This window comes from Brevibacillus sp. Leaf182 (assembly GCF_001423865.2).
In the GTDB taxonomy this organism is placed as follows: Bacteria; Bacillota; Bacilli; order Brevibacillales; family Brevibacillaceae; genus Brevibacillus; species Brevibacillus brevis_C.
The window spans coordinates 88,945-102,328 of record NZ_LMPN02000033.1 but is presented as its reverse complement, the minus strand read 5'-3'; the positions used below and the strand labels follow the sequence as shown (position 1 = coordinate 102,328).

At 44.4% G+C, this 13,384-nt stretch carries 11 protein-coding genes and 3 pseudogenes; 8 read left to right on the top strand and 6 right to left on the bottom strand.

Annotated elements, in window-relative coordinates; translation table 11 throughout:
* Window positions 1–40: 40 nt before the first annotated feature.
* A pseudogene (locus ASG16_RS24305) lies at window positions 41–199 on the top strand (LysE family translocator); the annotation flags it as partial.
* Window positions 200–208: 9 nt separating this feature from the next.
* Here the strand turns inward: ASG16_RS24305 and ASG16_RS31400 are convergent.
* The 3 genes and pseudogenes from ASG16_RS31400 to ASG16_RS24290 all read right to left on the bottom strand — a co-directional run.
* Window positions 209–415, bottom strand: a pseudogene (locus tag ASG16_RS31400) (cupin domain-containing protein); the annotation flags it as partial.
* A gap of 115 nt (window positions 416–530) precedes the next feature.
* On the bottom strand, window positions 531–1,913 hold the full coding sequence (locus tag ASG16_RS24295) for a M14 family zinc carboxypeptidase (RefSeq protein WP_056493122.1): 1,383 nt from the start codon (window positions 1,911–1,913) through the stop codon (window positions 531–533).
* 129 nt (window positions 1,914–2,042) lie between these two features.
* Window positions 2,043–3,680, bottom strand: coding sequence for an ABC transporter substrate-binding protein (locus ASG16_RS24290; RefSeq protein WP_056493124.1), 1,638 nt, complete (start codon window positions 3,678–3,680; stop codon window positions 2,043–2,045).
* A 559-nt stretch (window positions 3,681–4,239) separates the two neighbouring features.
* Here ASG16_RS24290 and ASG16_RS24280 point away from each other — a divergent pair.
* From ASG16_RS24280 to ASG16_RS31395, 7 genes are all read left to right on the top strand, one after another.
* A complete protein-coding gene (locus ASG16_RS24280) occupies window positions 4,240–4,866 on the top strand; it encodes a LysE family translocator (protein ID WP_111914513.1) in 627 nt (208 codons plus the stop codon).
* Window positions 4,867–5,080: 214 nt separating this feature from the next.
* Window positions 5,081–6,292 (top strand): MFS transporter, encoded by a 1,212-nt coding sequence (locus ASG16_RS24275; RefSeq protein ID WP_056493133.1) that lies wholly within the window; start codon window positions 5,081–5,083, stop codon window positions 6,290–6,292.
* A gap of 78 nt (window positions 6,293–6,370) precedes the next feature.
* Window positions 6,371–7,339 (top strand): LLM class oxidoreductase, encoded by a 969-nt coding sequence (locus tag ASG16_RS24270; protein ID WP_056493136.1) that lies wholly within the window; start codon window positions 6,371–6,373, stop codon window positions 7,337–7,339.
* 34 nt (window positions 7,340–7,373) lie between these two features.
* Entirely contained in the window at window positions 7,374–7,703 is a 330-nt protein-coding gene (locus tag ASG16_RS24265) for a winged helix-turn-helix transcriptional regulator (RefSeq protein ID WP_056493139.1), read from the top strand.
* A 14-nt stretch (window positions 7,704–7,717) separates the two neighbouring features.
* Window positions 7,718–8,671: an NADP-dependent oxidoreductase gene (locus tag ASG16_RS24260; RefSeq protein WP_056493142.1), complete on the top strand. Its 954-nt coding sequence runs from the start codon at window positions 7,718–7,720 to the stop codon at window positions 8,669–8,671.
* Window positions 8,672–9,552: 881 nt separating this feature from the next.
* Window positions 9,553–10,092, top strand: a complete 540-nt coding sequence (locus ASG16_RS24255; RefSeq protein ID WP_056493145.1) for a GNAT family N-acetyltransferase — start codon at window positions 9,553–9,555, stop codon at window positions 10,090–10,092.
* A gap of 645 nt (window positions 10,093–10,737) precedes the next feature.
* Window positions 10,738–10,911 (top strand): hypothetical protein, encoded by a 174-nt coding sequence (locus tag ASG16_RS31395; protein ID WP_370444416.1) that lies wholly within the window; start codon window positions 10,738–10,740, stop codon window positions 10,909–10,911.
* A gap of 248 nt (window positions 10,912–11,159) precedes the next feature.
* Here ASG16_RS31395 and ASG16_RS24240 read toward each other — a convergent pair.
* The 3 genes and pseudogenes from ASG16_RS24240 to ASG16_RS24235 all read right to left on the bottom strand — a co-directional run.
* Window positions 11,160–11,608: pseudogene (locus ASG16_RS24240) on the bottom strand (TetR-like C-terminal domain-containing protein); the annotation flags it as partial.
* Between the two features lie 13 nt (window positions 11,609–11,621).
* Entirely contained in the window at window positions 11,622–11,777 is a 156-nt protein-coding gene (locus ASG16_RS31050; RefSeq protein ID WP_198674267.1) for a hypothetical protein, read from the bottom strand.
* Window positions 11,778–12,029: 252 nt separating this feature from the next.
* Window positions 12,030–13,259 carry an MFS transporter gene (locus ASG16_RS24235; RefSeq protein ID WP_056493151.1) on the bottom strand — a complete coding sequence of 410 codons (1,230 nt, stop codon included), beginning with the start codon at window positions 13,257–13,259 and terminating at the stop codon, window positions 12,030–12,032.
* Window positions 13,260–13,384 lie beyond the last annotated feature (125 nt).

The window sequence follows — 13,384 nt, the reverse complement described above, 5'->3', positions numbered from 1 at the left end:
GGATGAGAATTTGAATATTCGATACAAAGAGGGAGAGCACATGTTTGATTGGACTACCATGGGAGCATTTTTGGCCGTTGTGATCGGCCTCTTTTTAATTCCGGGATCCGCTGTCCTGTTAACTGCCACGCGTACTGTACAGGGAGGGCGTAAAGCGGGGATCATGGCAGGGCTGGGCATTGCCACCGCTGCAATCGTATGGGCAAGCCATCCTCGCAGAAGTTCTATAGGCGATTTGTTGAAAGTATAAATTTTCTTTTCTATCTCCCATTTGAACGAGTCCCTGGCCTTCTTCAATTCGTATGAACTGATCTGTGGTCGGATGAACTTCTAACCCAATATCATCCCCAACATTGATGCTCATTAGAGTTACTTGAAAGTACTTTCCTATCCATAAAGCCGTTCTATACGTATTGGCAGCAAGTTTCGCTAGTCCAGGTTTTGATTGCTTCAACTGTTGGCGAATGAAGCAACTTTTGATAGCAAATAGGAGGGGAGTACCACCTCCTATTTGCTATTAATCAGCAAGACTACCGATTCTTGCTGATGTGATTGGAGACTAGTAAACCGCATTCCAACTGAATACGTACCAATTTCTGAATGGGAATAACTGTATAGTTTAGTTCGCGTTCCAGCTCATCCGTATACTGTTGCAATTGGCGAAGCCCTTCTTGCAGCACTGCTTTCAGTTTTGTCATTGCCTCTTGGTCGTTTGAGCCTTCCTTTGCTAGCCGCTCTAGCTCAAATTCACAAGTGCGGACCGCTAGTCCTAAGCTTAATCCTCGATAAAACTTCGATACCACGAAACTGCTGAAAACTTGGGAACCCTTTGCCGGCTTTTCAAATTCAGGATCGCTCATTGCCCATTTTCTCTGTGCTTCGTTCCTTTCTTTGCGTGCCGGGGAAGAGGGGTCCATCAACTTGAAAAACGGGTTATCCTTCGAAATATAGGACCGTATGCCACCCACAAGTCCCTCCAGCATTTCAAAAAAAGCCTCACTTTGATTAGCTTCGATTAGAAGTGCCTCTCTGCGGGAGATATCTGAGTCACTCTGATCCTCTATTCGTGGATCGAAAAAATATGGCAGCTCGGTGATTAATGTTACACAATCCGCTTTCGAAGAGGCGTATGTGTGGCTGTCTGCCCCCACATCAAGTGTCGGGGGTTTTCCTGTATGTTTCTCCATATAATCATAGTATTCGTCTTGCCCGTTTAAACTGAAGATGGCCGGGGCAAACTCTGTCGCAAATGGCGTCTCTGGTTCTCCTAGATCTAAAGGCACGTCTTCCTTCTTTGCTGAATTGTGAAATCCCTCGTATAATTCTGGCAAATCGTGCGAAATATACCAATAAGCACCGCATAACCCCCCATTGTGTAGAGAATACATAAACTCAGGTTTAGTCTCGTCTATGATTTTCATGAGCACTTGCGTTTCAGGCAATGGTTTGTCAAAGCGATATTCTTTATATTCAAACGGAAAAGTCCATTCCACCTGCTCGTAGCCGACAGGTCTAAAGTAATTTCTAATGTAGTTAAAAATATTGTATGGTCCTTTAAACCAATTTTCATTTAGTCGCGTACCATCAGGGTCAGCACATTTGATGATGTACCACGTGAAGCCCAGCTCGTCGCGCAGAGCCTTGTCTTCTGCCAATGCGCGGGAGAGATATTCCATGGTCATCGCGCCAATTGGCTCGTTAGGATGCGGGCAGGCAAAGCATAACGCATTTTTGGGCCCGTCTCCGATTTTGATACATTGAATGGGGTGTCCATCGCGGGACTTTCCCGCCTCAAATACGGTTACAGCATCAGGAAACTCTTCGGCCAGCTTTCTGGTGCTTTCATCCATTTCATCTACTGTTAGAAAAACCTTGTAGTCTGGTACCTTATCAATCACATGTTGAAAATTCATCGATCATTCCCCCTCGTCTGATGCAATATTTTAATCTTGTCTCGGTTGCAATCTTCCAAGTCATTCGAGAAAAGATGCTATTCCTGTAACGTATCGATTAGGTTCTTGACGTAGACGTAAAGACTCCATTTATTTTTCTACCCAGCTATCTTGGAAATTGGGAGAATAAGACGTCCATTTCACGCCTTTTACTCGCGAGCTTACTACCACAAAGACCTTGTCACTATAGATAGGAACAACATATGCTTGCTCAAGGAGATGTTGTTGGGCATCTACATATACCTGTCTTCTGGCCTCCGTTTCAGCGGTTGCACGTCCTTTTGTTAATAAGGCATCCAGTTTGCCGTCTTTTAGACCACTTATGTTAAAGCCAGCACCAATTTGGCTAGAGTGGAAACTTTGGTATAAAGCATCAGGGTCATCGTAACTATAAGTAACCATCGTCACATCAAAATTTCCTTTCATTTGTCCATCACTAAACGCTGACTCCTCTAAATTTTGAATGGTAGCTTTGATACCTACCTCGCCCAGCATAGCTTGCAACAACTGAGCTTGCATCTCAAATCTAGCCGAGCTCAAAAAGGAAAGGGTAAATACTTTTCCATCCTTTTCTCTCAGGCCTTCTCCGTTTACCTTCCATCCAGCAGCGTCAAGGAGCTTCTTTGCTTCTTCCACATTGTATTGGTACCCGTATTTTTCCAATGACTTATCATAGCCCAATGTTGAAGGGGATAACAACGATTGGGCAACTTCTCCTTCACCCATCAAAACCGCCTGGACCATCGCTTGTTTATTAACCAGCATATGGAATGCTTTTCGGACTTGGATATCCTGGAACTCCGGTTTTGTCAAGTTCATATATAAACTAAGAGGTATCCCAGCCCGTAAGAGTTCCAGAACCTGATATTTTGGGTTATTTCGATACTTCTTGATATCTTTTGCGGGTACATCGAATGCAACATCGATGGTACCGTTTTCCAAAGCGGCCAACATAACACTTTTATCTGGAATTGTTTTGATCACCAGTTTATCAGGTCTTGGCGGTCCTTGATTTTCATTGAGCGGCATGGCCCACGTAAAGGCTTCATTGCGAACCAATGTAACCCCCTCGCCAGCCTTCCAGCTCTCAAACTTCCATGGACCCATTCCCACAGGATTTCGTCCATATTCCTCACCATATTTTTCAATGGCCTTCATGGATAGCGGTTGAGTTACACCAGTGCCTAAATCTTCAAGAATCGACACATTGGGTTCATGTAATTCAAGGATGAGGGTTTTATCATCAGGGGCACTGACGCTCTTCACCGGCATCATAACTATTCCCGCCAGTTTTGCTTTTGTTTTCGGATTCTTAATGCGTTCAAAGGTATCCTTAAAACTCTTGGCAGTCAGAGGTGTTCCATCGTGAAACGTAACATCAGAACGAATGGTAAAGGTGTACGTTTTTCCATCCTCTGAAATCTTGAATTCACTTGCGAGATTAGGTTTGAATTCTTTTGTAACAGGATCCTTGTAGACCAGCGATCCACCCATATTCCAAGTAACACTCATATCGTTGCCAACTGACTTGTGAACATCTAGGGTATCTGCTTCACTTGTGTAAGCCACAGTGATGGTTCCGCCTGTCTTTGGTTTGTCAGCCTCTGGCTGTTGATTTGGTTCAGGTGTGGTTGATTGTGTGCTGCATGCAATCACCAACGAAGTACATATCATAATTAGTAATCCTAAAATAATGCCATGAAATCTCTGTTTCTTCTTCTTTACCATGTTACAGCTCCCTTGTTCTGTATTGTTTAAAAAACCTACATGACGACATAGTTTTGAAAGATATCTGACCTCCTTTACGTTTCAAGCGCTGATTTGACAAATACTTTAAAAAATATTTTGCAAGTGAATCCAACGTATCAGCCCCCTTAGGTCCCGATTATAAAACCTCCAGCAAGAGGAGATTCAATCGTTAGTTTTCGACAATATGTTTCTTCAAAAGAATAGGGAGCTTGTTTAAGAAGCTCCCTGCGCATGCTGAAATTCCAGCTCAGTCTCATTTCATTATCGTATTGTTCGAGTGATCGGAGCGTTGCAGATGGCTTGTAGATCTGTTCCATAGGCTCCTGCCGCGTTTGCATCGTTTCTCGGTTCCTTATCAGAAGCCCCACAAGGGAATCATCTCGTTGGATAGCAGAGTGGGGGAGGGAACGATCATCACGATTTTGTTTCCGCCACGAGCTCATGAAGCCGAAAAGTAAGCCTAAACCGTATCGTTCTTGCTGCACATCGTTTATGATAGGATGAGAATTTGAATATTCGATACAAAGAGGGAGAGCACATGTTTGATTGGACTACCATGGGAGCATTTTTGGCTGTTGTGATCGGCCTCTTTTTAATTCCGGGACCCGCTGTCCTGTTAACTGCCACGCGTACTGTACAGGGAGGGCGTAAAGCAGGGATCATGGCAGGGCTGGGCATTGCCACTGGTGATTTCATTCATACGATTTTTGCAGCGGTCGGTTTATCCGCGATTTTGATGACATCTGCATGGGCATTCAATCTCGTAAAATTTGTGGGAGCCGCTTACTTGGTCTATTTAGGGGTTCGGGCCATGCTTGAAAAACCGGTTGACCCGGAACTGCCAAAAGTAACACCGTTGCCACCGCTGCAATCGTATGGGCAAGCCATCCTCGCAGAAGTACTGAACCCAAAGACGGCGTTGTTCTTTCTGGCGTTTCTGCCGCAATTCGTACATCCGGAGCGTGGGGGAGCCATTTTCCAATTCCTTGTCCTGGGACTGATTTTCGCCATCTTGGGATTCTTTTACACCGCGTTGATTGCGATCAGTATCAGACCATTGGGGCATCTGGTGAAACGAATTTCCTGGCTGGGCCGCTGGAGTGGCAAAATCGTAGGTTCTGTGTACATCTTATTGGGATTAAAAGTAGCGTTGCAAGAGAGATAGGGTAAGAGTCGGGGAGTAGTCTTCCCGGCTTTTTTTATTGCCTAATGACAGGTGTAAGGTACTTTTTAGTGCCTATGATACTTGAAAGTACGTACTTCCTATCAAGTGAGGCATGAGACATAATAGCATTCAGATGCAACATATTCGCCAATCATGTTAAGTAAGGGCCCTGCTTTGTGAATGGCAAGAAAAAATAAGGGAGGACACACCTCAGATGAGCACAATTACATCCAATGTGAAGCAGCAAGCAACTGGTGCGAAAAACTCCACTCTTGCTTTACTTGCTCTCGCAATCAGCGCATTTGGTATCGGAACTACTGAATTTGTTATCGTCGGTTTGTTGTCTACAGTCGCACAGGATTTGAAAGTAACCATCACCTTAGCAGGACTTCTTATTTCTGGATATGCATTAGGAGTAGCAATTGGAGCGCCGATTATTACAGCACTTACAAGTCGAATTCCACGCAAAATGCTGCTCATGCTTTTGATGATTGTCTTTGTTGTCGGCAACAGTGCGGCAGCCTTGTCGAGTAGTTTTACGCTTTTAATCATTGCCCGTTTCTTTACCGCGTTTTCTCATGGAGTATTTTTCTCCATCGGTTCGACGATTGCAGCCGATCTGGTGCCAGAAAACAAGCGTGCCAGTGCGATTGCGACAATGTTTACTGGTCTGACTGTCGCAACCGTTACAGGCGTACCTTTGGGAACGTTTATTGGACAAATGTTTGGATGGAGAGCGACTTTTTGGGGAGTGGCCATTCTTGGTGTGATTGCACTTATCTCGACAGCGATTCTGGTACCAAGCAATTTGAAAAAAGCCAAGCCTGCTTCCATTAAAGACCAAGTGAAAATAATCACAAACGTGCCACTGTTGCTTGTCTTTGCGATTACGGCACTTGGCTACGGCGGTACCTTCGTAACCTTTACGTTCTTAGGTCCGATTCTGGAAGAAATCACGGGTTATCAGGCAAGTGCCGTCAGTCTGATTCTTCTCGTCTATGGGATTGCAGTAGCGATCGGAAATACGGTCGGAGGAAAAGCGGCTGACAAGAGTCCGATAAAAGCGCTGCGCTGGATGTTCATCATTCAGGCGATCATTCTGATCCTGTTAACATTTACTGCTCCCCTCAAATGGGTGGGAACCCTGACGATTATGCTGATGGGCCTTTTGGCTTTTATGAACGTACCGGGTTTACAGGTATATGTCGTGCAGTTGGCTGAAAAATACGTACCAAGTGCTGTTGATGTAGCTTCTGCCATTAACATTGCGGCATTCAATCTCGGCATTGCGATTGGAGCCTTTGTGGGAGGAATCATCGTCGATACCATTGGGCTGATTCATACACCATGGGTCGGTGGAGTGATGGTGTTAGGTGCAGCATTACTCACGGTGATCAGCAGCAAGCTGGAAAAAGCTCGTCATTAACTGTACAAAGACGGCGGATGGATGAGTGCATGAGTCCGCCGTTGATTTCCATATACATCACGTAAGGAGAGAGCATCGATGAGCAAATTCGACGGTCATTATGGATTTCAGCGAATGTTCCGAGAAGGCAAGATGACCTTGGGATTTCACATTCCGTTAGAGGCATACGAATGGGAAGCACCGACAATGGAGCGCCAGGTTGAACTCGTCCAAGCGGCAGAAGACTATGGTTTTACCGGAATCTGGCTGCGGGATGTGATTTTACAGGACCCCTCCTTCGGTGACCCTGCAACCGGGCAAATTTATGACATGATGATCTATTTAACCTATTTGGCTGCGCAAACCAAAAAAATCACTTTCGGTACCTCAAGTATCGTTCTTCCCCTGCGGCATCCGCTGCGAGTGGCAAAAGAGACAGCGACCATCGAAAATTTGTTTCCCCAACGCTTGATGATGGGTATTTCTTCCGGGGACAGACGGGCTGATTTCCATGGATTGAATGTACCGCATGAACAGCGTGCAGAGCTGTTTCGCGATGGCTACGAATACTTGCAGAAGGTCATGGCAGAGGATTTCCCAAAAATCAACTCCCCATACGGCATGATTGACGGAGCGAATCTGGTGCCAAAATCGACCGCGCCCATTCCTACTTTTATCACGGGGTACAGTCAACAAACAATGGACTGGTTTGCGCAAAACGGAGATGGCTGGATTTATTACCCGCGTGATCCATTCAATCAAGCACATGCCATCCAAGAATGGAGAGAGCTTGTCCAGAAATATCATCCAGGTGTATTCAAGCCGTTTATTCAGCCTCTTCACTTGGATCTTGCGGAAAATCCGGATGAGTCGGTCACGCCGATTCGATTAGGCTACCGAGTCGGTAGAAAAATGCTTTTGGAACTGCTGGCCGTGTATCAAGAAGTCGGTGTCAATCACTTGTTTTTCGCCCTGTTTCCTAGCAAGCGTCCCATTGTCGAGGTGATCGATGAGCTAGGACAAGAAGTATTGCCTTATTTTCCGGCCCATATCGATTCACCGGAGTGAGTTTGATTACAGCTTCATATGAGGAGGGGAGGACATGGAAAAATATAATATCCCTGTAGAGGCAACACTGGAGGTCATTGGAGGGAAATGGAAAGTGGTGATCCTTTGCTTGTTGGCAAAAGGAACAAAGCGGACAAGCGAATTGAAACGCGCAATGCCTGCCATCACGCAAAAAATGTTAACGCAGCAATTGCGAGAATTGGAAGCGGACAACATTATCACCCGAAATGTTTTTCAGCAGGTTCCCCCACGCGTCGAGTATGACTTGACTGAGTACGGCAAGACACTGTCGAAGGTACTGGATGTCATGTGTGAATGGGGAGAGAGTCACATCGAAAACCAATTGCAAAAAATAGTCGAATAAAAAGGGGAAGTTCGATGAGAGGAATTGGTATTAAGCAATACGGCGGCATCCAACAGTTAACAGAAATTGAACTGCCAACAAAACCGATCGGGCCGGACGATTTGCTCATCTCGATAAAAGCGAGCGGGGTAAATCCCGTTGATTGGAAGGTGCGGGAAGGACTGCTGCAAGCAGATTTTCCTTTTGAACTGCCACTGATTTTAGGGTGGGATGCCGCGGGCACGGTAATGGCTGTCGGTACGAATGTGCAGGATTTTCAAATCGGGGATGAAGTCTTCTTCCGTCCAGAGCTGGATAGAGAAGGGACATACGCAGATGAAATTGTCGTTCCGGCGAATATCGTAGCCCCGATACCACGTGGTTTGTCTTATGCGGAAGCAGCTTCACTTCCGTTGGTCGGGCTAACGGTTTGGCAGGCATTGGTGGAGGTAGGGAAGGTACAAGCGGGAGAAAAAGTCCTGGTGCTGGGGGGAAACGGCGGGATTGGTTCCATGGCGATCCAGCTAGCAAAAGCGCTAGGTGCCTATGTGGCGACGACAACCAGCTCCAAAAACAGTGATTATGTCCGTGAGTTGGGAGCAGATGAAGTCATTTTTTATGATCAAGGACCACTTCATACTTCTACAAAATTTTCATTCATGTTGGACACGCTGGGTGGAGAAGCGTATGGTGATGCTATAAAATTGATGAAGCGGCAAGGAAGAGTGGCAACCATTATTAGCGAGCGTGATGCCAAGAAACCTTCGTTCGCTGATGCGGTTGAGAATGAACGAGAGCTGGATGTTACTTTTGTGTTTACGCGTCCAGATGGGGTAAATCTGAATCATATCCGTGCGCTAGTGGAAGCCAAGAACGTAAAGCCTATCTTGACGAAGGTATATCCATTGACGCTTGATGGGGTTCGAGATGCGCATCTCTTTAGTCAAACGGGTAGAGTGCGTGGCAAGATTGTGCTCGTCCATTCATGATGGGGAAATGTGATTTATAATTGATGTTTTCACTGCTTATATTTAAGTATGTCACCTGATTATAAGGAAAAGTGACAAATAACATCTGAAACCTGTTATGACAAACCGTTGTCATAACAGGTTTTTTTGAATTTTTTATAATGTCAGGTTTGATTAGCTGTTTAGGGGAAGTGTCATAATATTATATCAAGGATTTTTTCCATATATGCTGTTTTGACACAATGCACGCCTTCTAAACAGAGGGAATTACGTGGATTCGGAATATGCATTGACACGTTTGTGGTCCCCCCAAAAATAAGAATCTGTTTATAAGAGTAAATAATGTTAAACAGGTCTAATCCTTCAAACCAATCAACTCTTTATTCTCCGTCTTCATTTTTCTCTTCTCAGTCAATTTTAGTGTCTCTCCTTCACAGATGAATATAAATCTTAATCTCAGATAGAAGTTTCATAACTGTAAACATGCTGTTTTTCATCATTGTCATCTAGAATAAACCTGCATATTTAAGAGTCGTTTCCACAGAATAGTACCAAGTTATTCTATACAGGTGACCCGTAGTTAGGGGACGGTTTTCGAAATTATATGGGGATAATGGGTGTCGAGTGACACAAATATGAGTATTAGATTGTAGAAAAATGTGATTCTAAAAACTGGCTTGTTGAACCCATTTGTGTCGCAGAATGGTAGTACGTTCGTGTCGCCAGACACTTTTCAAGTCATATACGTGTGACCCTTGTAGTTATAATATATAACCTTCAGTAGATTCCTGCTTTAGAATATTAAGGTCTTGACATTCTTCGGTAATTGAGCCTGAGTGGTTGTGGGCAATTCTGTATAAGCTAAAGAGATTATTACGAGTGATCAAGTGGGGGAATGTCTCATGGATTGGTATGACCGATTAAATGAATACTTTCCAGAATATGAAATGAAAAAGGAAGGACAAATTCAGGCGCTTATCAGGGAAACAGACATTTACCACAAAGTCGATACAGACAAATTTCTTTTGCTGTACGCGGAGTTTCCGACGTTTATCTTCATCGATTACCTCCTAATCAATCCTGCCACGCGTGGACAAGGTATCGGTACCAAGGTCATCCAGACACTCAAAAAGAGAGGGAAAGACATCATTCTGGAGGTAGAACCTATCGATCGAAATGATGAAGATTCCATCAAGAGAGTCCATTTTTATCAAAAGAACGGGTTTGTGAAAGCGGACCGCATTCAATACAGCTGGGAAGAAGAAAATGGCGAGACATATGAAATGAAAATCTATTACTGGAGTCCGCACGGTGATTTACCACAGGAAGTCGTACTCGGGAATATGTCCAAGGCCTGTCAGGAGATCCACAACTTCCGCGCCCACCAATACTACGGGCGAAATGTTGCCAATCCGAATGAAGTGCTGCATTGGAAACACTAATGACGCCTTCAAGTTGGTCCAACACCCCTGTAAAAGAAAGGGTGTTGGTATTCGATCAATCAGAGCAATACTTATTTTTTGAAAACCTATTCTGGGTGCGCCAGTAAAACAGGAGTCGCCACGCATAAAAAATGTTAAGGCCTTAGTGGGAGAAGAAATTCGCAAACATGGATGTAGTTTTATTGAATGTCGCATCCATTTGCTAATCAATAGATCACAGCTCCAGGATTCCCTTATTCCAGATGAAAATTATAATTAGTCTTGCCCCTTCGCCGGAAGGGGTTATCGGTATTGTACGTGATGCACAGAGCGGGCTCTCGGATAGAAGTTTCATATCTATTACATGCTGTTTCATTGTCATATAGATAAACCCGCAATTTTTAAGAATAGTTTCCATAGAATAGTACCGAGTTATTGCCGCTAAGGTATCCCGCACAATTTTTTTAGAGAAAGGTATCTTATTAAAAGTATCAGCTAAGGAGCTTAAGTGGAAAAATACGAACATATAGAAGCTAAGGGAATTCCCTTCGATTTTAATAGACAGTAGTAACCGTATGTAATTGAGGCGGGGACTAAATGGGAAAAAAGGTTCAAGTAAAATTCCATCCATTAAAATAATGTACTTTGGCAACGTAAAAATATCCTATTCTGCGAGATCGCAAGCATTTGTCTGAAGATGGCATACTCGTCGTTGTCGTTACTAGGAATAAGGTTGATGGCAAAATCCTTTCATGTCCAGAGCTCATTTCACGTGGTTGTGTATTTGCCCCAGATGCAGAAGATAATGGACGTGTAAGCATTTTAATGTATATCTACTAGGGTGTGTACGCAAACTGTAAATTAAAGAAATAATCCGGTAAAATAAGAATTATGAGACGAAGATATGAATTAACAGACAACGAGTGGGAAGTCGTTATTAATCAAATATCCCATCTTAAGCTGCGCATATTCATACGAGGTTCAAGATGGTTTTTTATACTCTCAATTATCACTCCCTCCCTCTATCTAACCTGAGAAAACTCTTCATTAATCTGCAGGCCTTCATTAATACAAAAGAAGCCGCCAAATTAGCGGCTTCTAATGGAATGATGTTCGTGTCCTTCGACACCTCGGTTCAGTAAATTCCAAAATTGTTCAACCATGACCGATGGGGGATATGGCATCGAACGGATAATCCACCATTCCAATATACCCACTGTTGCTGAAGTTAAAAATTGTACCGTAATGTCCCTGTTCATTTCCTTATCGAGATTGATTGAATCCAGATATTCACTCAGACTTTCCCCGAACATGGTCTCCATTTGATTTCGAAATACAGTGCTTCCCTTACTCTTCAGCATTATGGAGTAGAAAGAAGCATGTTGCTCCAAATATTCAAAAGTGTGAAGTAATGCGGTTTTGGAAGGGAGATGAACTAGGTGATCTCCAGACATACAATGCGAAGCAACTGGTTAATTTGAGCTGCTATACATTGCTCGCGCAGATCGTACTTGTCATCGAAATGCAAATAGCTGGTAACCGTCCCCTCTTCACCTCTTTCGAACCACGGCCCCCTGCAGAACAAAAGTAATCCCTAAGATTCCTGCGATAGCAAGCAGGCGAATGAAACCGTTGGAGACAAACAGATTGACACAGATCAGCCCAATAATGATCAGAACAAGCAAGATCACCGTTTTTCCCGACATGTACGTGTTCCCCTTTCCTCAGACAAAATGAGTGGTCTCGTCAAATCGGTTTATGCGGGTACTTTCCAGGCGTATATAATTTGACTTTTTGGTTGTCAGAATCTTCTGTTCATCCTTTGGATACGTACTATTGTAGCGAATACGATCGTGGAAGAAAAGGCGGGATAACGTGAAAAAACTCCCTTCTGTCATCGCCAGGTGCTCACCTGTATGCTGGAGAGGGAGTTTTTGCTTGTAATCGTGCTACACTCATTACTTCGTCGCTAGCTGACGCTCCGTGCTCTTCTGCTTCATCGGCTGTCCGGCCAATTGTGATCGCTTGGATCGAATCATGATGGCAGTAATCAACAGTGCAATGCCATTTATGATAAATACGAAGCGAATGGGGATGAGTCCCCCGAGAAAGCCGCCAATGATTGGCCCCATCATCGTCGCGAGCTGCGTCGAAGATTGGTTCAGGCTAAACGCTCTGCCGCGAAACTCTGGTTCCGTGACTTTTACAATCATGGCGTTGATCGACGGATAAACAGCGGCAAAAAACAGTCCGTACGCGAATCGCAAAATGCCAAATCCATACAGATTAGTGAAGAAGAATTGCAGTAAATTTCCGATCGCTCCACCCATTAAGCCGATGAACAAGATTTTGGAATAGCCGACCTTTGTCCCAAGCTTTCCCCATTGTGGAGCAGCGATGACCGTCGCGATTCCGACTGCCGCAAAAATGATGCCGGAGCTGAGAGAAGCGTCTTGCTGCGAAGCGCCCAATTGCATGACATACACGGTTAATAAAGGTTCAAGAAGCATAACGGAAATCGTGACCATCAGGCTCATACCCAGTATGGACATCAATGGGCGATTTGCTAGTGCAGCACGTAAATCTTCTCGTACACTCGAGCGGCTGCCGGATCGGTTCAAGTTCGTTTCCTTCACGAAGAAAGTAGCGATCAGTGCTGCTACAAGCACAACAAATCCTGAAAAAATGAAAGCTTCGGCGTTTCCCCATACATGACTGACGACGCCGCCAACCAACGGACCGATAATTCCGCCGGTTGCACCCGAAGTCGCCATAATCCCCAGTGCGTACCCGACGTTTTTTTCTGGTGTATTCGTCGCTACCAACGCAATAGCAGCAGGTACATAGCCGGCTAGCAGGCCCTGGAAGATCCGTAACACAAGAAACAAATAAGGGTCGGTAATGAAATACGTCAAATAGTACAGCAAAGCGAGGCTAAATCCAGAGCGAATCAACATAGGCTTTCGTCCATATTTGTCGGCAAGAGAGCCCCAAAATGGCGAGATGAGTGCACTTGCTAAAAACGTGATGCCAAACGAAATGCCGGACCAAGCTTCCAGATGCTCATTGACCCCCAGTGAAGTATGGAGGAAGATGGGCAGGAAAGGGATGGAGATGGAGTAGGCGGTACTACAGAAAAATACCCCAATCCATAACACAATCAAATTACGTTTCCATGAAAATTCCATCTTTCTGTCACAACCTTTGCAGTTAAAAAGCAGGAATATTGTTATTGATCATTCTAGCACTGCAATTTACTGCTGACCAATTCGGAAATATGATCGGACTATTGCAAAAATGAAATAAGAGGAGA